Annotated in this window: 23 protein-coding genes; 13 read left to right on the forward strand and 10 right to left on the reverse strand. The window is 49.0% G+C overall.

Annotation, left to right across the window (positions count from 1 at the left end; genetic code table 11):
• The first annotated feature begins 263 nt into the window (after positions 1-263).
• From M0415_RS13360 to M0415_RS13380, 5 genes are all read left to right on the forward strand, one after another.
• Complete coding sequence (locus tag M0415_RS13360; protein ID WP_011718176.1) at positions 264-1,304, forward strand: NADP(H)-dependent aldo-keto reductase; 1,041 nt, start codon at positions 264-266, stop codon at positions 1,302-1,304.
• A 180-nt stretch (positions 1,305-1,484) separates the two neighbouring features.
• Positions 1,485-1,907: a VOC family protein gene (locus tag M0415_RS13365; protein WP_249556162.1), complete on the forward strand. Its 423-nt coding sequence runs from the start codon at positions 1,485-1,487 to the stop codon at positions 1,905-1,907.
• A 175-nt stretch (positions 1,908-2,082) separates the two neighbouring features.
• Positions 2,083-2,610, forward strand: a complete 528-nt coding sequence (locus M0415_RS13370) for a CbrC family protein (protein ID WP_249556163.1) — start codon at positions 2,083-2,085, stop codon at positions 2,608-2,610.
• 242 nt (positions 2,611-2,852) lie between these two features.
• The gene (locus M0415_RS13375) at positions 2,853-3,101 is read left to right on the forward strand and encodes a hypothetical protein (protein ID WP_249556164.1); all 249 of its coding nucleotides are present in this window, start codon (positions 2,853-2,855) and stop codon (positions 3,099-3,101) included.
• Positions 3,102-3,158: 57 nt separating this feature from the next.
• Positions 3,159-5,435 carry a TonB-dependent receptor gene (locus tag M0415_RS13380; RefSeq protein ID WP_249556165.1) on the forward strand — a complete coding sequence of 759 codons (2,277 nt, stop codon included), beginning with the start codon at positions 3,159-3,161 and terminating at the stop codon, positions 5,433-5,435.
• A 63-nt stretch (positions 5,436-5,498) separates the two neighbouring features.
• Here the strand turns inward: M0415_RS13380 and dbpA are convergent, their stop codons facing one another.
• The 5 genes from dbpA to M0415_RS13405 all read right to left on the reverse strand — a co-directional run bounded on the left by dbpA (position 5,499) and on the right by M0415_RS13405 (position 11,274).
• Positions 5,499-6,875 (reverse strand): ATP-dependent RNA helicase DbpA, encoded by a 1,377-nt coding sequence (dbpA, locus tag M0415_RS13385; protein ID WP_089067035.1) that lies wholly within the window; start codon positions 6,873-6,875, stop codon positions 5,499-5,501.
• A 499-nt stretch (positions 6,876-7,374) separates the two neighbouring features.
• Entirely contained in the window at positions 7,375-8,232 is an 858-nt protein-coding gene (locus M0415_RS13390) for a pirin family protein (RefSeq protein ID WP_249556166.1), read from the reverse strand.
• A gap of 465 nt (positions 8,233-8,697) precedes the next feature.
• Entirely contained in the window at positions 8,698-9,651 is a 954-nt protein-coding gene (locus M0415_RS13395) for a DUF2971 domain-containing protein (protein ID WP_086903769.1), read from the reverse strand.
• 146 nt (positions 9,652-9,797) lie between these two features.
• A complete protein-coding gene (locus M0415_RS13400) occupies positions 9,798-10,442 on the reverse strand; it encodes a hypothetical protein (RefSeq protein WP_086903770.1) in 645 nt (214 codons plus the stop codon).
• A 631-nt stretch (positions 10,443-11,073) separates the two neighbouring features.
• The gene (locus M0415_RS13405; protein ID WP_220050157.1) at positions 11,074-11,274 is read right to left on the reverse strand and encodes a YheV family putative zinc ribbon protein; all 201 of its coding nucleotides are present in this window, start codon (positions 11,272-11,274) and stop codon (positions 11,074-11,076) included.
• Between the two features lie 391 nt (positions 11,275-11,665).
• Between M0415_RS13405 and M0415_RS13410 the strand changes: the two genes are divergently transcribed.
• On the forward strand, positions 11,666-13,579 hold the full coding sequence (locus M0415_RS13410) for an ABC transporter ATP-binding protein (RefSeq protein ID WP_249556167.1): 1,914 nt from the start codon (positions 11,666-11,668) through the stop codon (positions 13,577-13,579).
• Between the two features lie 35 nt (positions 13,580-13,614).
• A complete protein-coding gene (locus tag M0415_RS13415; protein ID WP_011718189.1) occupies positions 13,615-14,076 on the forward strand; it encodes a TIGR02444 family protein in 462 nt (153 codons plus the stop codon).
• 11 nt (positions 14,077-14,087) lie between these two features.
• On the opposite strand, the gene M0415_RS13420 is transcribed toward M0415_RS13415, so the two are convergent.
• The 3 genes from M0415_RS13420 to M0415_RS13430 are packed head-to-tail and all read right to left on the reverse strand — an operon-like array spanning position 14,088 to position 16,665.
• Positions 14,088-14,498 carry a GFA family protein gene (locus M0415_RS13420; RefSeq protein WP_249556168.1) on the reverse strand — a complete coding sequence of 137 codons (411 nt, stop codon included), beginning with the start codon at positions 14,496-14,498 and terminating at the stop codon, positions 14,088-14,090.
• 12 nt (positions 14,499-14,510) lie between these two features.
• Positions 14,511-16,112 (reverse strand): GMC family oxidoreductase N-terminal domain-containing protein, encoded by a 1,602-nt coding sequence (locus tag M0415_RS13425; RefSeq protein ID WP_249556169.1) that lies wholly within the window; start codon positions 16,110-16,112, stop codon positions 14,511-14,513.
• A gap of 46 nt (positions 16,113-16,158) precedes the next feature.
• Complete coding sequence (locus tag M0415_RS13430; RefSeq protein WP_011718192.1) at positions 16,159-16,665, reverse strand: hypothetical protein; 507 nt, start codon at positions 16,663-16,665, stop codon at positions 16,159-16,161.
• A 111-nt stretch (positions 16,666-16,776) separates the two neighbouring features.
• On the opposite strand from M0415_RS13430, the gene M0415_RS13435 reads away from it, so the two are divergent.
• The 3 genes from M0415_RS13435 to M0415_RS13445 all read left to right on the forward strand — a co-directional run bounded on the left by M0415_RS13435 (position 16,777) and on the right by M0415_RS13445 (position 18,991).
• Positions 16,777-17,760 (forward strand): hydrolase, encoded by a 984-nt coding sequence (locus tag M0415_RS13435; protein ID WP_249556170.1) that lies wholly within the window; start codon positions 16,777-16,779, stop codon positions 17,758-17,760.
• Between the two features lie 9 nt (positions 17,761-17,769).
• A complete protein-coding gene (locus M0415_RS13440; RefSeq protein ID WP_011718194.1) occupies positions 17,770-18,015 on the forward strand; it encodes a YheU family protein in 246 nt (81 codons plus the stop codon).
• An 88-nt stretch (positions 18,016-18,103) separates the two neighbouring features.
• On the forward strand, positions 18,104-18,991 hold the full coding sequence (locus tag M0415_RS13445) for a phosphoribulokinase (RefSeq protein ID WP_011621530.1): 888 nt from the start codon (positions 18,104-18,106) through the stop codon (positions 18,989-18,991).
• 423 nt (positions 18,992-19,414) lie between these two features.
• On the opposite strand, the gene M0415_RS13450 is transcribed toward M0415_RS13445, so the two are convergent.
• On the reverse strand, positions 19,415-19,927 hold the full coding sequence (locus M0415_RS13450) for a GNAT family N-acetyltransferase (RefSeq protein ID WP_249556171.1): 513 nt from the start codon (positions 19,925-19,927) through the stop codon (positions 19,415-19,417).
• Positions 19,928-20,137: 210 nt separating this feature from the next.
• Positions 20,138-21,430, reverse strand: a complete 1,293-nt coding sequence (gene pepB / locus M0415_RS13455; protein WP_086903776.1) for an aminopeptidase PepB — start codon at positions 21,428-21,430, stop codon at positions 20,138-20,140.
• Between the two features lie 231 nt (positions 21,431-21,661).
• Here pepB and sfsA point away from each other — a divergent pair, with 231 nt between their 5' ends.
• The 3 genes from sfsA (at position 21,662) to gluQRS (ending at position 24,007) form a co-directional block, all read left to right on the forward strand.
• Positions 21,662-22,366 (forward strand): DNA/RNA nuclease SfsA, encoded by a 705-nt coding sequence (gene sfsA / locus M0415_RS13460; RefSeq protein WP_086903777.1) that lies wholly within the window; start codon positions 21,662-21,664, stop codon positions 22,364-22,366.
• A 162-nt stretch (positions 22,367-22,528) separates the two neighbouring features.
• The gene (gene dksA, locus M0415_RS13465; RefSeq protein WP_011718198.1) at positions 22,529-22,972 is read left to right on the forward strand and encodes an RNA polymerase-binding protein DksA; all 444 of its coding nucleotides are present in this window, start codon (positions 22,529-22,531) and stop codon (positions 22,970-22,972) included.
• A 138-nt stretch (positions 22,973-23,110) separates the two neighbouring features.
• Entirely contained in the window at positions 23,111-24,007 is an 897-nt protein-coding gene (gene gluQRS, locus M0415_RS13470; protein ID WP_086903791.1) for a tRNA glutamyl-Q(34) synthetase GluQRS, read from the forward strand.
• Positions 24,008-24,190 lie beyond the last annotated feature (183 nt).

A 24,190-nucleotide genomic window follows, 5' to 3' on the forward strand; every position in this document is an offset into this window, starting at 1 on the left:
TCTGATTTAGTTTTGACTTAACTAGATAAAAACTGAAAAAAATCTCCCCTTTCAGCCCAGAATTAACACAAAGGTTCAAAACCTTGAGTCAGTGATGAATTCATGTGCAATCCAATCTGCGCGCCCCGCAATCCTGCTGTAACGCCCGGCTTTTAGGTATTGGTTATTTTTACTGCAGTAAAATGTTTGACGCCCTATTAACCTTTGCTTTACAGCAAAAGCTTGATAGCCTCGGACTAAGATAGTTTCCGTAGGAGAAATAGATGGAATACAGACGCATACCGCATTCTAATCTCGAGGTGAGCAAAATCTGTTTAGGCACTATGACTTGGGGTGAGCAAAATACCCAAGCCGAAGCCTTCGCACAGCTAGACTACGCCATCGGCAGTGGCATCAACTTTATTGACACTGCGGAAATGTACCCTGTGCCGCCCAAGCCGGAAACCCAAGGGGAAACCGAGCGCATTTTGGGCCAATACATTAAGGCCCGTGGCAACCGTGATGACCTAGTGATCGCCACTAAAATTGCCGCACCCGGCGGCAAGAGTGACTATATTCGCAAAAATATGGCGCTGGACTGGAACAATATCCATCAAGCGGTCGATGCTTCACTCGAACGCCTGCAAATCGATACTATCGATCTCTACCAAGTGCATTGGCCAGACCGCAATACCAACTTCTTCGGGGAATTATTTTACGACGAACAAGAGATTGAGCAGCAAACGCCAATCCTCGAGACCCTCGAAGCCCTCGCCGAAGTGATTCGCCAAGGTAAAGTGCGCTATATCGGCGTATCGAACGAAACCCCTTGGGGACTAATGAAGTATCTGCAACTGGCGGAAAAACACGGCCTGCCGCGCATTGTGACTGTGCAAAACCCCTATAACCTGCTCAACCGCAGCTTTGAAGTGGGCATGAGTGAAATCAGCCATCGCGAAGAGTTGCCACTGCTGGCTTACTCGCCCTTGGCCTTTGGTGCCTTAAGCGGTAAATATTGCAATAACCAATGGCCAGAAGGCGCGCGCTTAACCCTGTTTAAACGCTTCGCCCGTTACACGGGTTCGCAAATGGCGCTCGATGCCACCGCAGCTTATGTAGACTTAGCCCGCGAGTTTAATCTCTCCCCCGCGCAAATGGCGTTAGCCTTTGTTAACTCACGTAAATTTGTTGGCTCAAATATCATTGGCGCCACGGACTTATACCAGCTGAAAGAGAATATCGACAGCTTAAAGGTCAGCCTCTCCCCCGAGTTACTCAGCCGTCTCAATGCACTCTCAGATCAATTTAGATTGCCCTGCCCTTAGCTCTTAAAAGAGCGCTAACAATGAGCTGTTAAATTGAGTTTTTAAACAAGCCTCTAAAGTGAGTGGCCAAAGTGCCACTCACTTGAGTCACAGATTGATTGTCCATCACAGCAGTACCCTAACCGCAGCGATAGCCATTACAATAGCGGTCTATAAGACAGCAAAAGTCGAGAAATCCAGATGAAACAGGCCATTGTCCATATTGCACTCGTCGTAAGAGATTACGATGAGGCGATTGATTTTTATGTCAATAAACTCAAATTCGAGTTGATTGAAGACAGCTATCAACCCGAGCAAGATAAACGTTGGGTCGTGGTCGCTCCACCCAACTCCAGTGGTACCGCCTTATTGTTAGCCAAGGCTTCTAAGCCGGAGCAAGAACCCTTTATCGGTAATCAAGCCGGCGGCCGTGTGTTTCTGTTCTTAAATACCGATGATTTTTGGCGCGATTATCACCATATGCAGTCTATTGGGATCCGCTTTATTCGTGAGCCGCAGGAGCAGGATTACGGCACCGTTGCCGTGTTCGAGGACCTCTATGGCAACCGTTGGGATTTACTTCAATTGAACCCTAATCATCCCATGGCCAAAAGATGCCAATAACAGTGCAAAAGACTGAGCCGATAGCCAAGTAAAAAAACAGAATTAGCGTTAACTAAGTGACGCTGCGAGTAGCAGCTAAGTGCTTATCTCATTGAATAACCAATTGAATTAACCACGCAACTTGATGATAATCGCTTGGCTATTTAATCGCGTTATTCTTCACTTAGGAGTTGAAATGGATTTCCCTCAGTTTACCTATCACCCTCATCCCCTCGATACTGGCGCCGTGATCTCAAGCGATGCGACCTGCGAATGCTGCGGCCAAGCACGGGGATTTATCTGCAGCTCAGGAATGTATTGCAGGGACAATGTTGAAGCAATATGCCCTTGGTGCGTTGCCGATGGTAGCGCCGCAGACAAATTTAATGGCCATTTTGTCGATGATTACCCACTGCTCAACGCGGGGCTGGATATCGCCATAGTGAAGGAAGTGGCGGAAAGAACACCGGGGTATGTCTCCTGGCAACAGGAAGTCTGGCAATCCCACTGTAATGATGCCTGCGAGTTTCATGGCGATGCCGAACTCGCCGATTTACAAGCCTTGCAGGGCGAAGCATTGGAAGACTTTTTATCCGAATACTTACCCAACCATGCCCTATGGCAAAAACTCTTATCTAGCTACCAAAAGGGTGGCAACCCGGCCATCTATAAGTTTAAGTGCCGCCACTGCCAACAAGCGATTTTTACCTTAGATTGCCACTGAGCCAGTTTTATAACTAAAAGTTAACTAGACTCGGTCAATGTAAATCAATTAAGGTCAGTTTGTGGATTAGATAAGGCTAAAGCGAATTGGCCTGCATCAGCGACTCAGGTTGCCTGATACGGGCACATGCTTTAGCTTATTTCAACAGGGATACGCGCTTCCCGATAAGACTAACGGCTGAACCTTAACCAATAACAATAATGGCTTATCATCAATTTCGGACTCATAAAAAGTGGCCTTGGTTGCTGCTCAGTGTATGGCTACTGGTTACCCAGTGCTTTGCGCTGACCCATTACACCGAACACAGTCTGGAACATGAACACACCCATTGTATTGTCTGCGATTTTGGCCATGATACCAGTGCAAGTCCGGCATCTATGCCCGTGCTACCACTGGATTTGCAACATGCCGATCATCGCGACACTGTCGCCTATCAAGCCCCCAGCTTAGCCCACATCCGCCATGTAGATGCGCGCGCCCCTCCCTTTTAGAAAGCAAATTCAAAAACTTAAACATTAATTTTTTGCTTATCTACAAGGAAAGGCACAATGAAACTTGCACTATCTTCAATAGCGCTTGCGGTCGCGAGCGTGTGTTCATCGGCTATGGCCGCAGAGCTTCAAGGCCAAGTCACTGATCAACAAGGTAACGCGCTTGCCAATGCCCGCGTCAGTGTTGACGGCGGTAACAGCACAACCACAGATGCCCAAGGCCAGTATCAACTCAAGGTTGCGGATAATAGTCACCTGCACCTACACGTGAGTCATGCGAATTTTAAACATAGCGATCAAGAGATTAGTTCAAAGCAAGGTTTGCTCATTCAAGATGTGACGCTGAGCCAAACCCCGATGGAAAATATTGTGGTAACCGCATCGCCCCTCGCCCGCTCAGCCCTCGAGAGCACTACGCCCATCAGCGTATTGACCGAGGATCAACTCAAGCTCAACACCGAACCCACCTTGGGCGACACCTTAGAAAAACTCCCCGGCGTACAGGCCTCTCACTTTGGTGCGGGCGCCAGTCGGCCGATTATCCGCGGCATGGGCGGCCCCAGAGTACAAGTGCTTGAAAATGGCCTGTCGGTTGGCGATGCCTCCACTGTATCGGCGGACCATGCCGTGACCTCCGAGGCCGCCTCGGCGCAGCAGATTGAAATTCTTCGCGGTCCGGGCACCCTACTCTATGGCAATGGCGCCATCGGCGGTGTCGTCAATGTGGTTGATACCCGCTACAGCGAAACCCCAGTCGATGAAGTAACTGGGCACTTTGGCGCTCGCTACGACAGCGCCAATCATGGCCAAACCTACAATGGCGAACTCAACGGCGGTAATGGCCAGTTCAACTGGCATCTGGATGGCACCCACAGAAAAACTGAGGATGTCGACATTCCCGGTAATGCCATTGCCGATATGCCGACCACCCACGGTACCTTAGCCAATAGCCAACTCAAACTCGATGATTACGCCGCAGGCGTTGGCTATACGGGGGATTCGGGTTTTGTAAGCGTCTCCGGCGCGCGCACCGAATCCAACTACGGCATCCCTAGCCGTGGTGAAACCGATGCTCCCAATATCACCATCGACTTACAAAAAACCGCTTGGCAGTTACATAGCGGGCTACTCGACCCCTTTGCTGGTTTTAGTAAGTTAAAATTCGACGCTGCCTATAGCGATTATCAACACGCCGAGGAAGAAGATGGTGTTGCTGGCACCACCTTTTTCAACAAGCAGAGCGAAGCACGTTTAAGCCTAAACAATCATCCTTGGGGCGAATGGCAAGGCACTCTGGGGCTGCATGCGGTGCACCGTGACTTTGCGGTAGAAGGCGACGAAGCCCTGACCCCCGACAGTAAAACGGACACACTCGCTGCTTTTATCGTGCAAGAACGTAAGCTTGGGGATTTTCGCTTTGAACTCGGCGGTCGCCTAGAGCATTACCGCCTCGCGCCCGATAGCATGCAGCTCGACACGCTTAATGGTGAGCAAGAGTATCAACCTAATGATTTAACTGATAATAATGTGACGCTGTCGGCAGGTGTGGTGTGGGACTTTAATCCATCATACAACCTAGGGCTGTCACTCACCCGCGCCGAACGCTCGGCCACCGCCGAAGAGCTTTACAGCTACGGGCCACACGATGCGACTCAAAGCTTTGAGCTTGGATCGCAATTTAGCCTAGAGAATGGCCAAATCGTTGCCAACAGCGGCAGTAACGATAAGGAAATCGCCAACAATATCGACCTCACGCTGCGTAAGCTGGACGGCGCATGGACAGGTTCACTCAGCCTCGCCTATAACCGAGTCAATAACTTCTACTATGAGCGCAATACCGGACTGGTTGCCTCGGATCTGGTCAACAGCGATGAAGAAGGCGACATGCCGGTTTATCAATATACTCAAGGCGATGCGGATCTTTACTCCATCGAGGCGCAGGCAACGATACCATTTAATGATCTCTGGTCACTCGGGCTCTTTAGCGACTACACCCGCGGCAAACTCGTCGATGGCGGCAACTTACCGCAAATATCGCCGATGCGTGTCGGCTCGACATTAAACTTCGATCTGCAGCAGTGGCACGCAGAGTTAGGCGCCATAGGCTATGCCCGCCAAACCGACACCGCCGACAATGAGACTGAAACCGCAGGCTACGCCCTAGTGAACGCCGCCGCCACTTATCGCAGGTACACCTCAAGCGGCGATATTTTGGTTTATCTCAAAGGTACCAACCTGCTTAATCAGGAGGCCCGCCCCCATACTTCCCTACTCAAGGATTATGCGCCGTTAATGGGGCGCAACCTGATGCTGGGCGTCACCTATAACTTCTAACCCTAGGCCATAAACAAAAAAGCGAAGTCATTTGGCTTCGCTTTTTATTCACTTAACTGCGGGTTATTTCATTAACCACGCGCGGTAGGATTTACCTTTAATGCGGCCGCTGGTGATTTTGCTCAGCGCCTTTTTAGCGACTTTGCGATTCACCGCCACATAGGCGCGGTAGTCGGTCACAAGGATTTTACCCACCTGCGAGCCTTCGATACCATTCTCCCCCGTGAGGGCGCCGAGGATATCACCGGGGCGAAGCTTCTCTTTTTTACCACCATCGATTTGCAGGGTGATCATGGTTGGTGCATTGGGCGCTGTGCCCAGCAAACTTAATGATGGTAAGGCTTCGCTCTGAATATCGCGCTCTAAGTACTCTTCTAATAACGCAATTTTATAGCCATCTTGATCGTTAAAGAAGGTAAAAGCCGCGCCCTTACTGCCCGCACGGCCGGTACGGCCAATACGGTGAATATGCACTTCGGTATCGTAGGCCACGTGGTAGTTAAATACCGCGTCCAGCGCGTCGATATCGAGGCCGCGGGCAGCCACATCGGTTGCCACCAACACACAGGCACTCTTGTTGGCAAATTGCAGCAGGGTTTCATCCCGGTCACGCTGCTCTAAATCGCCGTGTAGGGCGATAACGCTAAAGCCAGCATCGCTCAGTTCATCGGCCACTTTTTGGGTTTCGCGCTTAGTATTACAAAACACCACAGCGCTCTCTGGCTTACGATCCAGCAGCAATAATTGCAGCGCCTGCATGCGCGCCTTGTCGTCATCCAAGTGGTAGAAATGCTGCTCGATGGTGCTCTTTTCGTGGGTCACAGCCACTTTCACCATCACAGGGTCGTACATAATTTGCTTGGCAATCGACTGAATTTGCTCGGGGAAAGTTGCGCTAAACAGCAGGGTTTGGCGCTCGCGTGGCGACTGCTCGATAATCGCATCGAGCTGTGGTTGGAAGCCCATTTCTAGCATACGGTCGGCTTCGTCCAGCACGAGCATATTCAGGTTACTTAGATCTAAACGGTTACGCTCTAAGTGATCGACAATCCGCCCCGGCGTACCGACGATAATGTGGGCGCCATGCTCGAGCGAACCAATTTGCGGCCCCATGGGAACGCCGCCGCAAAGGGTAAGCACTTTTACGTTGTGGATGCCACGCGCCAGTGTGCGGATCTCCTGCGCCACTTGGTCGGCCAACTCGCGGGTTGGACAAAGCACTAAGGTTTGAATGCGAAAACGCTTCACATCTAACTTGTTCAGCAGACCTAAACCGAAGGCCGCCGTTTTACCCGAACCCGTCTTGCCCTGACCAATCACATCCTCGCCCGCTAAAATGGCTGGCAGACTCTGCGCCTGAATCGGCGTCATTTCGTGATAGCCCATAGTGGTAAGGTTCTCAAGCAGTTCGGGTTTTAGCTTAAGAGTCGAGAAAGCCATTGAAGGCTGAGTGTCTGAATTGCTCAAGGCGAATATCCTGTGGTGGGTAACCCGCGCTGGCATAAACTCAGGCAAGTCACTGAAATTGCATCGTGTTACTGATTAAATACGCTTATCGCTTCGGGGAGTTTAGCCATTTGTTTAGGCTTTTATGTCTGGCGGTTAAGTTAACTAAGCCTTTAACTTAGGCCATTAAACTAGCTCTTTAAATAAGCTACGCCACTCGCGCAATAAGGCTAAGTCGGCAACTTGCCGTGCTCAGTCTTATCCGCGCCATCCCAAAGCTCGGCTATTGTAGCAATAAAGCGCGCTCTTTTCCTGAAGTCTTTCGCTTAACCACCCAAGCAGGCTTTATAGCCTGCTTTAAAGAGAGTCATTAATAAGAAGTGCGCGAACAAAAAGCCCTGCGCTGGCAGGGCTTAGTGGCTGTGACTTACGGAAAAACAAGCTTTGTACCAGCGGTGTTTTTCAAGCGAGGATTCAATATTTAAAGCAAGCCTTAGGCTATGCTGCCAAAGCGGCCCTCTTGATAATCGCGAATCGCCTGCTGAATTTCCGCTTGGGTGTTCATCACAAACGGCCCCATTTGGACGATTTTTTCGCGGATCGGTTTACCCACAAACAGTAACATGCCCGCACCGCGTTCATCGGCCTTAAGCTGCAATGGCGTTTGGCTATCGAGCACTAAAAACTGGCCTTCATTGAATGACCACTGTGAGCCTTCGCCCTTACTCAAGCCACCTTGGTAAAGATAGAGGGCGGCAAACTCATGCTTGGATAAATCGAGCTGCGCCTCACCATTAGCATTTATCATCAAGTCGGCAATCGCCGCTTCGCCCGCTAATCCTTGGATGGTGGCACTGATCGCGCTTTTACCCGCAAATGCCCAATCCCCCGCCAAGGCTTTAAGGGTGGCGCCTGTGTCGTTCGTGGTTTCAACGCTAGGGGTTGAAGCCGTATCTTGATACGTCGCGGGGCGCAGTTTGTCCTTGGCAGGCATATTGACCCAAATTTGGAAGCCATGCAGACCATTAAGCGCATCGGCCAGCGGCATTTCGGAATGCACCACGCCGTAACCCGTGCTCATCCACTGCACATCGCCAGCACGAATCGCTTTGACGTTACCCATCTGATCGCGATGCTCAAACCCGCCCTTGCGGATGTAAGTAAAGGTCTCCATTCCACGGTGCGGATGCGGCGGAAAACCACCAATAAAATCCTGTTTATCATCGGATTTAATCTCATCCATCATCAAAAACGGATCAAAATGGGTAGTGACAAAGTCCGCCACACGGCGAATATTCACCCCATCGCCATCCATCGCAGGTTTAGCAGAAAACTGACCTAAGACTTTCATTTTATGCTCCTAACTCGTAAGGCATTAGCCTGTGTAATCACGATCATTTGGGTTAGAAGTGACTGCGTGAAACAGTGGCAATGCTAATGGAGGCAGAATAACAAGGAAATTTGCAAAAGAATAACGCGAAATCACGGTCTAAACATTCGAAAAAATGGAATGGTAGGCAGCTGATATCCACGAATACAGGCTTGCCATGATGTTCACTCACCGACACGGTGAATAGAAACCTAAGGTTTCTGAGCTTATGAACGAGAGCCATGGATGGCGAACTGGCCTTTAAACAAGGATGTTGTTCAAGTCCGTCCGTGGATGCTCGACCGCCCCGTCCATGGGGCGGACAGTCGTCTCGCTAATCACCATGGTTCACCTTTTGACATTAGCGGAACCTGTAAATTTAACGTTTGGTTAAGGGACGGGCTTTAGCCCGTCCCAGTGAGCGAAGCGAGCGATTTGGACCAGTTGTTATATTTCTTCAAACTCAATGCTGTAATAATCCATGTTTTTGGTAGCTTTCCAGATGTCGAGGTATCCAGTAGAGCACGCGTGACGTCCTTGAACCTCAGCTTTAGTTATCTTTGATTTTAAGCCAATCAAGCAACTGTTTATTGAGCTGGATGACAATTTCATTAGATATATAGTCTTGGGGTTTTGACTTAGCTTGGCTAGTTCCATTGCCACGGCTGCTCTCTCTGCGTCGTCAGTAATTTTAAATAAGTTAATAACGCATGAGTCATTGTCAGGGTTAAAGATCGAATAAGAAGCGTTTTTTACTCGGTTTTTTATGCTTAGATTGCCGATAGAATCAAGGTTGGGAATTATGACTCGGTCAGATTGTTCTAGTCTAAGAATCACTCGATGCTCTTGCTCATAAATCCACTCATCACTTTTCTGTAAAAACACCTCATAGAGAATTCTATCCGCACCCTCTACTGATATATTTGAGTAATCATAATCGAACTTATCGTTGCGGTATCTTAATCCCTTCCTGTAAGAAACAGGTTTAGGAGTTCCATCGAATTGCGACCACTCCTCGCCCCAAGCTGAGTTTATGAGAGAGTCCGCTCTAAACAAATTTTCAAAAATGCATCCGTTTCGAGGGAAATGTACTATTCCAGCAACAATGCCTTTATGCTCATTTGCGTAGTGAGCCCACATAAGTAGATTTTCTTTGTTCTCGGTAAAGCTTATGACGCCTATATGGTGCATTCTCAAGTCAACATATTGAGAAAAACTCAACTCTCCAAACTCAGGGTCCCAAGAAGTTGGATTGTCAAAGTGACTAGCTAGTTCATCTAAGCTTTTACGGCAAAATGCCGCCTCAAAAGGGTCATTCAATACGCTTGGTTGTGAAAGGCGAATGAATCCCTCTTCGAAAAAGTCCCGAGGTTCGCTCATATATTTAAAGAGTTGCTTCAAGCGATGTCTCTTCTTGGTGGCTGAAAAATATAACGCCCAGTTAAGGGGTGAAGCACGCAATGACCAAACCACTGCATAGCACTTCAACACTAAAACCACCGCATACCAAAAATGCCACGCGTGCTGAATCCCTCTTGAACTGTTTGTTAGCTTTTTGAGTTTCTTAGTATATCCACTTTCCAGTATTTACCATATTTCGATGCCTTTCCGTCCAAATGACAACGAGTGACTTTTCTCTGATTTAACGGCATATCGAGTATAAACCAATTAAGTTTGCTGTTATCTTTGTTAAGCATAAAAGAAGGAATATTCTCTATTTCAATTCGATTTGGTTCAATTGGGCTGCATATTAAAAAATGTGGAATAACATTACTCCAATTTTCATTATTTTCACCAAAAATAGCACGTAACCTATTAGCTTTACTCTGGAGCTGATTGTTAGTAAAAGGTGTATCTCCTTTAGCTTCGATCATAATAATGTGGGTGTTGCCAGATTCATCCTCAAAAGCCAATAAAAAGTCGACATCTTCCTGGGTAGCAGTGATGCGTAGAGAATCTCTTGTTCTAGGTTCATTTCCATGAACATACGCGAGTTCTAAACTTGCGTATATCCAATCTAAGTGATAATCCATCGCAGAAAAATAGGATGGAGGTGTGTCCAACTCTAATAAGTCGAGGATTTTCTGTAATATAATTGGATCAAGATTAAATTCGGTATTGCCCAGTAATTGACCGACAAGATGAAAACGTTCTTTTCTATTAAAAGATTTTAAATATTCAATTATTTGCACAAAAAACACCTAATTAACATTGAAAGCTAACATTTTATTAGTGCGCATGCGCGTTTACCTCGTTGGACCTGTGAAAACGCGCACGGTTAACTATCTGTATGCAAAGAACTTATCAGCTTTCTGCCAAATACACTATCTGGAAAAACGCGCATGCGCGTTTTCCAAACCTAATAACTAAAATTCAGTTACTATATTCACTTGATTTTATAGATTTTTATTTATTGAGAATAGAATTAGTGCGCACTGATTTTGTCTAAAAATCATACCAAAACACCTAAATTTAAATATGACTGTATACCCATGCATTGTTAGCCGATTTCTTGTAAGGCCAAACATAGGCAAATAGATAAGAATATCTATGGCAGCAGTTGTGGGAATTTTCGGTTGAGCTAACGAGCCGAAACACGGAAAGGGGCAAATAGCTTTTAGTAGAACGAGCTGCGAGAAGGCTAGTTAGCATTGGCCATTGGCAATTTTTACGGAAGTGACCGTTGGTGGCATGGATGCCACCGTCGAGCCCTCAGGGATGAGTTTATGGCGTGTCACTGGAGTCATATTGCCAATCGACACTGCACACTGGTGAATTTTTTAGACTCTCGCTTTAAAACGAACAAGCAAAGCAACACCAAGCCTAGTCAGGCTTAAACACCCCAATCACGGCACCTGTGGCTTTTTCGGCGACTTTGACATCGGTTTGTTGTTCGCGGTAATCACAGTCGGTGCATTCTACGGTTTCGATACCGTTTTCTTTAAACAGCAGAATGCTGTCCTTGGCGCCACATTTTGGGCATTTTGCGCCAGCTACGAAGCGCTTTTTGATTTTGGTTGTCATGCTAATACCTTTAATGCACAGACCAGCTCAGTTGGATCAGAAGATGACTACGCTTCGCTTGAGAACACCAAAGCGTGAGCCTGAAATTGGCCGCTATTTTGCCACAGTGCCCAGCTATTGCCAGCCTTTAAACCAAGTTGTGATGCCATAAGATATGAGCAGGCGTTAGCATCTTGTGGGATTCACTCAAGAAGGATTTGCCAAATCAGCCGAACACTCGCATTGGCACTCATCCTAAGAGCGCCCTAAAAGCCGCCACCACATTCGCCAAAAAGATGCAGTAAAAAGTGTAAGAAATCCTCAGCAACTCGGCCTAAGTTGTGGTTTGCCATCGGCTTGTACGCTATCATCACAGCCCTTACTCATTCATGATATGACCAAGTTGTAGTTAATGATCAGCATCAACCAAGCGCAATTAATCCGTGGCAGCAAAACCCTGCTCGACGAAGCCTCTTTGACCATCTATCCCGGCCATAAGGTCGGCCTAGTCGGCGCCAATGGCACGGGTAAGTCCTCACTGCTGGCATTAATTATGGGTCACCTGAGCTTAGACAAAGGCGAATTTAGTATGCCTTCGGGTTGGCAAATCGCTACCGTAGCTCAAGAAACACCCGCGCTGGAAGTCTCTGCACTTGAGTATGTACTTGATGGTGATAAAGAATATCGCCAACTTGAGGCCGATTTACATATCGCGCAGGAACACAATGATGGCCATGCCATTGCCACCCTGCACGGAAAAATCGATGCCATAGGCGGCTACGCCATTCGCGCCCGCGCAGGTGCCTTGCTGGCAGGTTTAGGCTTTAGCGAAGCCGAGCAAAATAACCCAGTGAAAAGCTTTTCGGGTGGTTGGCGGATGCGCTTAAACCTTGCCCAAGCGCTGCTGTGCCGCTCCGACTTACTGCTGCTCGACGAACCGACCAACCACTTAGACTTAGATACCATGTACTGGCTGGAAGGTTGGATTAAGTCCTATCAAGGCACGCTGATTTTAATCAGCCACGATAGGGATTTTATCGACGAGATTGTCGATGAAATCGTCCATGTCGAGAATCAAAAACTCAATTATTACAAAGGCAACTACAGTGCCTTTGAGCGCATCCGCGCCGAACGTATGGCGCAGCAACAGGTCGCCTATGAGCGCCAGCAAAAAGAACGGGCGCATATGCAGTCCTTCGTCGACCGCTTCCGCTACAAGGCCAGTAAAGCCAAGCAAGCGCAGAGCCGCTTAAAAGCGCTGGAGCGGATGACTGAGCTGTTGCCATCCCAGGCCGATAGCCCGTTTTATATGGAGTTTCGCCCGCCAGAAGCTCTGCCCAATCCATTGATTAAAATGGAGCAAGTGGCGGTAGGTTATGGCGATAAACAAATCCTGAGCAAAGTACATTTGAACTTAGTCCCCGGTGCCCGTATTGGCCTTTTAGGGCGCAACGGTGCGGGTAAATCGACATTAATCAAACTGTTATCGGGACAACTATCACCGATGACCGGATTGTATGAGCCCAATCCCGGCCTGAATATCGGTTACTTTGCCCAGCACCAAATCGAATTTTTACGCTTAGACGATACGCCGCTGCAACATCTGGTGCGCCTCGCGCCCAATGCCCGTGAGCAGGAATTACGTAACTTCCTCGGCGGTTTTGGCTTCCATGGCGATATGGCGCTCTCGCCAGTGCGCCCATTCTCAGGTGGCGAGAAAGCGCGTTTAGTATTGGCCTTATTAGTGTGGCAGCGCCCTAACCTGTTACTGCTCGACGAACCGACTAACCACTTAGACCTAGAGATGCGCCATGCGCTGACTATGGCATTGCAAACCTTTGAAGGCGCAATGGTTATCGTATCGCACGACCGTCACTTACTGCGCTTAACCTGTAGCGATTACTATCTGGTTGACCAAGGCCAAGTGCAGGCCTTCGATGGTGATTTAGAGGATTACCACCAATGGTTACTCGATGCCGCTAAGGCCGCCAGTGCGAACTCCACCGTTAACGGTGACGATGCAAAACCCGCCGTCGATAAGAAACAGCAAAAGCGGTTAGAGGCAGAGCTACGCCAAAAGGTGTCGCCACTTAAACGTAAGCAGGCGAAGCTTGAAACCGATCAGCAAAAGCTCAGTGAACGGCTCGCCGAGTTGGAGCATCTGCTGGCCGATAGCGAACTCTACGATCAGGACAATAAAGCCAAACTCACGTCGGTACTCAGTGAGCGCACCAGCTTGACACAAACGCTAGAAGAAAGTGAAATGCAATGGCTTGAGCTGCAAGAAGAAATTGATGCAATGGAACTTGAGCTGATGGGACAGTAATTGGCCCTTTATCGCCTAACGTACAAGGAAACAGTATGTCGGATGCAACCCCGCTAGACAGTCAAATTTGGCATTGGTGTGATATGAGCTACGGGCAAAATAAGCAGCTTTGCCTCGAGCTACAGGATAACTGTCAAGTGAATGTGAATCTCTTACTGCTGGCGCAGTATTTAGATCTCACCAGCGATGTGGCGGGCCCGCGGGAATATTCGACCGAGCAGTGGCAGCAGCTGGTCAATGCGGTTTGGGATTGGGATGAAAAGTTTCTCACGCCCTATCGTCGTCTGCGCCGTCTCGCTAAGGCAAGCCTGAATGAGGAAGAATACCAGCAGATGCTCGATGTTGAGCTGATGATGGAACGTAAGGCACAGCGCACGATTCTAAATGCCGTCAATGGGTTATCGCCAACCGGCCAACAAACCAATCTCGTCAATTACCTCGCACTATTTGGCCTATCCGCAGCGGATGTTAACGCGCTGGATTTTATCGCACCTTAATAGACCGAACATTACTTAGTACGAGCCTGAGGATAACGCTGACAGTTATCCTCAATCTTGAGCCAACTTGGCTGCTCATCGGTATAAATATGGTAATTAGGCTGCACTAAATTCGGATCGTCTAAGCTTGCGATCGTCAGGGTGAGATAGTCGGGATACTCAGTGTGCCTGTAGGTTAGCGAGCAGCCGCAGTGGGCGCAAAAACCACGTCTCACACATTCAGATGAAGCAAACTCAGTCACTTGCCCCTTAACCCAAGTCACCTGTTGCAGCTTAAAATCCATCCAAGCGCCAAACACGGCCCCAATGCTTTTTTGGCACATGCGGCAATGGCAATAATCTGCGTCGAAGGGCTTGCCCTCAATCCGATAACGAATCGCCCCACATAAACAGCCGCCCTCCAAGGATCCTACAGATTGCATACAGGCTCCACGCTATTGTGGCTCTCGGCCATCGGTAAGCTTTTGCGCCAGCGCCGTAGCATTGCGCGCGGTAATGCCATAGATCGACAGCTGCGGATTGGCCCCGAGACTGGTCGGGAAGATAGAACCGTCCATCACCGACAGATTATCCAGATAATATGACTGACCATAGCTATTGACCATAGAGAGCTTTTCATCCTCACCAAAGGGGCAACCGCCCATCACGTGCGCCGAGGCAACGACTGTGCGCAGCGGTGCTAAATCCATTTGCGCAATGCTCTCTTTGGCCTCCTTCCATGACGACAGATACGGCATACCATCACTGATGGGCAGCACTTTTAATGCCCCCGCCGAGAATTGCAACTCGGCCATGCTGGCGTATGCCCGCCGCGCTGCCCGCCAAAAGGCCTCAGTAAGCGGGTAATCTAACATAAAGCCCGTTGGGGTGAGATGCACTTGCCCACCTTGGCTATCGGGATGATAACCATCGCGGATCAAGGCGATAGTGACCTGTAGCTGATTAAACTGTGCCATCAATTCGGCGTGGCTCACGCCGTAACCTATGGTCTTAGAGGCGATCAAAATCGGATGCACCGGCGGCACCTCAAGCTTGTAGCCTAACTCGCCATCGGCGCCGTTTTTCCAAACAAATTCATCGGAATAGATAGATTGCGGCGCGCCGCTGTGGGCATTAATCGCATCGGCAAATACGCCACCCGACAGCACTGTAGGATGTAAAAAGGTACGCTTGCCCAATAATTGATAGGGATCAGGCACCTCAGATCGCATCATTAAGGTCGGCGTGTGGATAGCGCCAGCGCTTAAAATATAGTGTTTGGCTTTAAATAACAGCTCGACTGAGGTCGGCCGTAAATTAACATCGAGCGCCTGCGCCTTGAGGGCAAACACTTGGCCATTATGATGTTCAATCTTAACGACTTTGGCACGGCTAACAAGCTGCGCGCCCTTCTCCAATGCGGTCGGGATCGTTGTGACTAACATAGATTGCTTGGCATTAACTGGGCAGCCCATGCCGCAATAGCCAGTATTCCAACAACCCGCCACGTTACGCTTAATGACGGTGTAATCCCAACCAAGGTTGATACAGCCTTGCTTGAGGGCGCCATTATTGCGGTTAGGTTCATAATTCCATTCATGAATGTTGAGCCGCTGCTCCATCTGTTCGAACCAAGGGGCAAGGGCTTCGGGGTCGAGACCCACCACGGATTTATGCTGCGCCCAAAAGGCTAAGGCTTCCTTCGGGGTACGAATCGAGGTGGTCCAATTGATGGTGGTCGAGCCGCCCACGGCACGACCTTGAAAAATCCCAATCGCCTTATCGGCGGTTTTCATCGCGGCCGCCTGTTGATACAAATTAGGGTAAGCGACCCGCTCCTCCATATTAAAGTCGCTGGAGGATTTAAGCGGCCCCGCTTCAATCATGATCACACTGAGTCCAGCTTGGGTAAGGATTTCCGCCGCCACACCACCGCCTGCGCCCGTGCCTACAATCACCACATCGGCTTCAAATTGCTGGTTCTCTTGCAGTTGACTGGCGTCGGTATGTAACCAACCGGAATTTAAACCTGTCACTATGGGATCTATGATTGCCACTTGGATTACTCCATTCTTACATTATTGTTATTATTATAAATTCAGCCTATTTGAACAATTCAGGCTTGGCGTAGTGAAGTCGGCTCCAATGCTCGGGACAGGCGTAATAACTGGCCATCACTAATTCCCGCAGGCCTAAATAAGCCGTTTGCAATAACGCAAAGTAGCTGTGGCGCCAGGTTTCCAACATTTGGGTTAATTCGCTGGGTGAACGCATCAAGAGTGGCGTCATACTCGAGGTCAGCAGCAGTAAACCGAGACGATTTTCCAGCATATCCAGCAGTTCGAATAGTTCAGTCTGCTGCTCATCGGGCAAGACATCAATCGAGTGCTTGATAGCATCTAAGGTGCGATTTTGCGCCGCCAACTTATGGGTTGCCACATCGGGCAAGGCCCCATCTAGCATCACAGGTAACAACACGCCGAATAACAAACGGTAGTCTTTTCCTTCGCCTTCATCGGGGAGGCTGAATTCGGGAGAGTAGAGATTCACCCCCAAGGCAATCGCCGCCGTACCGGCAAACGCGCCCAGTAAAAAGGTACGTCTATTCATCTATGTCTCCCCAAGACGCTTAGTGTTAAATTATTGTGCTACAATGACCGCGAATCTAAATTAAACACACGTTTTAATTTTCAGCAATAGTTGATATCAAGATAAGATCCCATGCCAAACGTTTTTAATCCGCCTTGGTGGGCCAAAAGTCCCCATGTACAAACTATTCTGCCCGTATTAACTAAAGTGGCCAAACCTGTGCTTGAGCGGCAGCGACTCGAGCTTCCCGACGGCGATTTTATCGATTTAGATTGGCAAGCAAGGCCAGAAATCGGCAAACCCATTATGGTCATCATTCATGGGTTAGAGGGCAGTGCCCAGTCCCATTATGCCAGACGCATTCTGCAAGCCTGTAAAGAGCAAGGGTTAGCGGCTGTGGTTCACCACCACAGAAGCTGCTCAGGGGAAACCAATCGCCTCGCCCGCAGTTACCACAGTGGCGATACCGACGATTTGCAGTTTAGCCTAAGCCTGCTGCAACAAACGTATCCGCAATCACCTTTATTGGCCGTGGGTTACAGCTTAGGTGGCAATGTGCTGACCAAATATCAAGGCGAATATCAAGAGCATAGCCTGTTGAGTCGAGCCGTAGTCGTGTCGGCGCCGCTGCAATTATCGGCCTGTGCCAAACGCTTAGAAAATGGTTTTTCAAAAGTGTATCAAAGCCATTTAATCAAACAGTTACAACATAAGGTCAATCAAAAACTCGCTGACCCCGATCTGGCGGGCGCGATGGCATTGAGCCCAATGCAAGTTGCTCATCTCAATACTTTTTATGACTTTGACGATAAAGTCACCGCGCCACTCCATGGATTTTTGGGTGTTGAAGATTACTACACCCGCGCCAGCGGCTTACCCTTTATCAAGTGCATCACTAAGCCGACGCTGATCTTACACGCCAAGGACGATCCCTTTATGACGGATGCCGTTATCCCGCATTCCAGCCAGCTTTCTGAACATGTGGAATATGAATTACATGCCCATGGCGGCCATGTCGGGTTTATTGAGGGTGGTACACCTTGGAAACCACGCTATTATCTAGAGCGGCGCATTTTAGACTTTTTACTCGCCAATGATGCTTTATCGGCACCTTAAGGAACCCGAATGCTTATCCCCTACGATGCTTTACTCCAGCTTCCCAAAGAGACGTTAGCCAATTTGATCCGCGAATATCTTTTAGGCCAAGTGGAGGATGGTAGTTTTACTAGCCTAGATGAGCAAGAGCTATCTGCAGCAATAGCGCAATGCCAACAAGCACTTAAACAAGGCAAACTCGTCTTGGAATACAGCGAGGACGATGAATCCTTTGCCATTCGCCACGCCGACCAAGTGGCCAAACGGCAAGATTGACCACCAGTATCCCTGTGCCGTATAAATAGCTTATACGGTTTATCGCTCCCAATGAGCGGCTCTTTAGGTTCCTAGCTAGGTAGAAAAAATGTCAGCAAAACATCCGATTATTGCAGTTACAGGCTCATCCGGCGCAGGAACCACCACTACTACTACCGCCTTTAGCCATATCTTTCGCCAGCTAGGGATTAATGCCGCCTTTGTAGAAGGCGATAGTTTTCATCACTTTACCCGTGCAGAGATGGAAGTGATGATCCGCAAATCCCAGGCCGAGAATCGCAATCTGAGCTACTTTGGCCCCGAGGCCAATAACTTTGCCCGCCTAGAGCAATGCTTTCGTGATTACGGCGCCACGGGCCAAGGCGAAACCCGCAGCTATTTACATACCTTCGATGAAGCTGTGCCCTTCAACCAAATGCCGGGCACCTTCACCCAATGGCGTCCACTGCCCGAAAACACCGATATGTTGTATTACGAAGGCTTACATGGCGGCGTAGTCACGGGCGATGCCAACGTGGCCCAGCATGTGGATTTGCTAATTGGCATGGTGCCTATCGTCAACTTAGAGTGGATCCAAAAGATCATTCGTGACACCTCGGAGCGAGGTCATAGCCGCGAAAAAGTGATGGGCTCGATTGTGCGCAGCATGGACGATTATATTAAGCATATGACGCCGCAGTTTTCGCGTACCCATATCAACTTCCAACGGGTGCCGACGGTCGATACCTCTAACCCCTTTAGCGCCAAAGATATTCCAAGCCTAGATGAAAGCTTTGTGGTGATCCGTTTTCGCGGCATCAACAACGTCGACTTCCCCTATTATTTGAGCATGATCCAAGGCTCCTTTATGTCGCGGGTCAACACCTTAGTGGTGCCGGGCGGCAAAATGTCACTCGCAATGGAGCTGATCCTCACACCACTGATTAAAGATTTAATGGAAAAACGCCAGCAGCTTAATAGCCCACAGGCGAACTGAGACAGAGTGAGCGTTTGACTAAAGGCTAATGAAATAAAGCCTTTTTGAGCAATAGATTAAGCTTGATTTAAGCCATTGAAGTTAATCTTATTGGCATCGGGATTTCAGGCGAAAGAACGATAGTTGGCATACTCTTGGGAGTTAATTCCCCCATCTTGATCTGTTGATTCCCTTGGGTATGCCAGCAACCCCTTCAAAGCTTTAAGTCGTAGCAGTTAATTCCACATCCTTGATCTGTTGATTCCCTTGGGTGTGCCAACAACCCCATCTTGAGTTAAGTCTTAGCAGTTAATTCCACATCCATACTTGATCTGTTGACTCCCTTAAATATGTCAGCAACCCCATCTTGCGTTAAGCCTTAGCAGTTAATTCAACTTCAATAATCCTTCGAAGCTATTCAGCCCAGATTTTCCTTGTGCTCGGCTAACGGCGAGCAGCTAAGCGCCCTATGTTTTTATACATCACCCGACAATCCAAAGCGATACCACGGGGTGAGCAATAGACCGCGTCTTCCTCTAGGCCTTCACCACCAAAACCGCAGTGGCGATAAAATTCGACCGCATTTAAGGTCGACTCTAATCGCAATTGGGCAAGGCCTAAATTAAACGCTTTTGTTTCAATAAATTGCAGTAACGATCTGCCAACACCTAAGCCCATCGCCTCGGGGGAGACAAACAGCGCCTCGACCTGAGCATAGGGTTCATCCAACATGATGGTGCCCACCACCGTCGATTCTTGGGTTGTTTCATTGAGGATTTCAGCCACATAAAAATGTGCGCCCACCATACGACGAAAAGATTCAGTCAATTCACCCTGAGTCCAAATCTGTAAATCATCTTGAGAATAAAATCCGGCGCAGCCTTTATTAATCGCCGCATTGCGGATATCCCAGCAGGCCTTGGCATCTAATTGCGTCGCTTTACGTATCCTTAGCATAGTCTTCCCGATAAATTGCCCTAGCCATATCCATGAGCATAGTCATAGCCAACCGCTAATAGGCTGAATCATAAAATAAACATATAAAGACTCATACTGTCCACGCGTTAATTTTATGCAATAAAAAACCGCCCGTAGGCGGTTTTAATACAATAAGAAGCGTTACTCGTAAGCTTAGCCGCAAAGGCAAACTCATTCGCGAAGGCAAACTTATCCTTTAATCAGCTCACTGATGGTCAGCACGCCATGGGTGGTCGCGCCAGCGCCCCATAGTGCAGAAGCCGAATCTTCGAAGGCCGCCGCTAAATCCACGTGTAACCATTTGGCTTCTGGCGAAACGAAACGCCACAGGAAGCCCGCCGCATTCGAAGCGCCGCCAGCACCACCGCCTTTTACAGGGCGACTGTTTGCCGTGTCAGCATAGGCAGATGGACACATGTCTTTGTGCCAAGGATCCAGTGGCAATGGCCATACACGTTCGGCCACAGTCGAGGCCTTTTGCTGCGCAAGTTGTAACACTTCAGTCTGTGGCGAGAAAATAGCGTTGTAGTTAGAGCCTACCGCCATCACAGCTGCGCCGGTTAAGGTTGCCGCATCGATAATAAAAGGAGCCCCCGTCGCAGAAGCCGCTTGCAGACCATCGGCCAGCACTAAGCGCCCTTCAGCATCGGTGTTGACCACTTCAACTGTCACGCCATTTTTGTAGGTGAGGATATCACCCAGCTTATAGGCACGGCCGCTGATCAAGTTTTCAGCGCAGCAGAGGAATAACTTAACGCGTTTGTTTAGACCCGATTTAATCGCTAAACCTAAAGCGGCGGTCACTGTGGCGGCGCCGCCCATATCGCACTTCATCCCCAGCATGCCTTCAGAGGCTTTAATGCTGTAACCACCAGAATCGAAGGTAATCCCTTTACCGACTAAGGCAACAGATACTGGGGCATCGGCTGACAGCGGGTTAAAGTCTAGCTCTAACATCGCTGGAGGACGCTCACTGCCACGGCCTACGGCATGGATCCCAATCCACTGCTCTTCTAATAATGCTTCACCTTCAATAATACGGTAGCTCACCTTAGCGCCACCTATATCGGCTAACCATTTAGCCGCTTGCTGCGCCAATTTCACTGGCGACAGATTTTCAGGGGTGTCGTTGATCAGTTGACGGGCAAATGTCGCCACTTCTAAGCGACGTTGTAATTCGGCTTGTACTGCGTCATCGCCGCACCATTGGATCTTATAGCCGGGTTTAGCGGTAGCAAAACCTTGGGCGAAGACCCATTGGCTATTCAGATCCCAAAGAGCGCCCGCTAAGGCTACCGAGCTGATCCCCTGATTGCGTAACTTACGCGCCGCCATTTGAATTTGGCGCAGCTCATCAGCGCCACCTAAGTGGACTAATGCGCCTTCGGCATTGAAGGTCACATCGGCTTTGCCCCAATGGGCGGCAGGGGTATCTTTGGTTAACTCAACTCTCATCACTTCAGTCACTTTAAGTTCACTCATGAGGGGTCCTTATTTTAATTTGTTCTTGCGCTTATACCCATGTAAGTTGAGGTGAGAGCTCCTGCATCCTCAGGCTTTTGGGGTATACAAAGTACAACGGGGTTGGCGGCAGTTTACTGCTAGCTGGCAAGGACTGAAAGCCATCGGCCTAAGTTACCGAGGTAAAATCTGTAAACATTTGCGAAATTTGTTAGTCTTGGACGCCCAAATCACCTCGCTACAGGTTATAGCATGCACTTTAGTCCATCACTGAAATCGGGAAAGCTACTTAAGCGCTACAAACGTTTTCTCGCCGATGTTCAACTCGAAGACGGCACTGAAATCACCCTGCATTGCCCCAACACTGGTTCAATGCGTAACTGCCTGTTTCCCGGTGAAACCGTGTGGTTTTCGACGTCTAATAATCCTAAACGTAAATATGCCCATACCTGGGAGTTAATGACCACGCCAACGGGCGGCCTTATCGGCATTCATTCGGGCAATGCCAACGCCCTGGTCGAGGAGGCGCTTAATAAAGGTGTCATCACCGAACTAGCAGGCTACGACAGCTTAAGCCGCGAAGTGAAATACGGCGATGAAAATAGCCGCATCGATATCTTGCTTGAGGCTGCTCAAAAACCCGCCTGCTATATTGAAGTCAAAAGTTGTACTTTGCTTGAGGATGGCCAAGGTTATTTCCCCGATGCTGTGAGTCTTCGCGGCCAAAAACATCTGCGAGAATTAATGCACATGGCCAGCCTTGGGCATAGAGCCGTCTTGCTATTTGTAGTGCAACACACAGACATCCACAGTGTGGCCCCCGCGGCGCATATCGACCCTGAATATGCTAACCTCTTGAAAAAGGCTGTTTTATCGGGAGTAGAAGTCTTAGCTTATCGCTGCGAGATTTCTGCAAGTGAGATACATCTAGCCCACGCTTGTCCAGTCCGAGTATGATGTTAAGATTCAGTAAAATGCATTTTCATTTCAATTAGCGAAGGTAATCAAAAAATTCTGCCAAGGTGAAATGAAAAATTTGCCTCAATGTGAAGATTCTGATATAGATAGCGGCCGTTCTTAAGGACGCCCTACAACGCAAATGATGACAGGAGATGCGTTATGCCTGAAGGCACCAAAAAACTTGGCGTACTCGCTATCGCAGGTGTAAGTCCCTACCAGGAAAAGCCGGGTGAGGAGTATATGAACGCTAAGCAACTGGGTCACTTCAAGATCATTCTTGAAGCTTGGCGCAATCAGTTGCGTGAGGAAGTCGACCGTACTCTGAGTCACATGCAGGACGAAGCAGCAAACTTTCCTGATCCTGTAGACCGTGCAGCGCAAGAAGAAGAGTTCAGTCTCGAACTGCGTGCCCGTGACAGAGAACGTAAACTGATCAAGAAGATCGAGAAAACCCTGCAAAAAATCGAAGAAGACGATTTTGGCTTCTGTGAAACCTGCGGTATCGAAATCGGTATTCGCCGTCTCGAAGCGCGTCCAACGGCCGATCAATGTATCGACTGTAAAACGCTTGCAGAGATCAAAGAGAAGCAAATGGCGGGTTAATCGGCCATCTCGGGCGGGGATTTCCCCGCCTACTTGTTTGTGCGTCTTGCATGAACATCTTTCGTTTCACTTCGCTTTTTTGTTCGTATCCCCCTAAAATACAGCCACTTTGACTGGTTATTCCTGCACATTCCTATGATGGCGACTCACTCTTCCAACACTTCCGCTTTACATCCCTATGTTGGCCGTTTTGCCCCTTCGCCCTCGGGCGCGCTGCACTTTGGCTCACTGATCGCCGCCCTTGGCAGTTATCTGCGGGCACGCTCATTGGGGGGAAAGTGGTTAATTCGCGTTGAAGATATTGATCCACCGCGGGAAGTTGCGGGCGCAGCCGATGATATTTTACGAACCTTAGAGGCCTACGGTTTCGAATGGGATGACACTGTGCTGTACCAGAGTGCACACACCGAGGCCTATCAAGCCAAGCTCGACGAGTTACTCGCCGAAGATAACGCCTACTTTTGCCAGTGTAGTCGCAAACAGATCCAAGCCATGGGCGGGATTTACGATGGTCGCTGTCATCAGTTAGCCACGCCGCATCAATCGGGCGCAATTCGCATTGTAAATCGACAACAAGTAGCCGAATTTAGCGATAATCTGATGGGAAAAGTCGTAGTGGACCATGCCTTTGCCGCCGAAGATTTTATTATCAAACGCAGCGATGGCCTGTATGCCTATCAACTCGCTGTAGTGCTGGATGACGCCTATCAAGGCATTACCGAAGTGGTACGCGGTTACGATTTAATCGAAGCCAGTTGCCGCCAATTAAGCCTGTATCAAACCTTTGGCCTAAGCGCGCCGCAGTGGTTGCACTTACCCTTAGCCTGTTTGATGCCAGGATTTAAACTTTCAAAACAAAACCATGCGCAGGCTATCGATAAACAACATCCGCAGGCGAGTCTTAATGCCGCCCTCGCCTTTTTAGGCCAAGCGCCAGTGGAGCCAACAACAGCGCCACAAATGCTGGCCCAAGCGGTGGCGCAGTTTCAACTGTCGGCCATTCCGAAGCAGCGGGAAATCTTGATAGCGCCTTAATCCCCGCGGGGCGAGTTGCGACCAAAAAGCATCGTTTTAGCTGTGCTAAGTCGTGGCATGGCTCAAAAATCGCGATATACCCATCGGTGCGCAATTGGTATATCATAGCCGCCAGATTTTTAATCACATAACAGATACATTCCGAGGTGTCCCATTTTTCGCCGTATCAGCCAATTCTGCAAG

The organism is Shewanella sp. 10B (assembly GCF_023475885.1).
Taxonomy (GTDB): domain Bacteria; phylum Pseudomonadota; class Gammaproteobacteria; order Enterobacterales; family Shewanellaceae; genus Shewanella; species Shewanella mangrovisoli.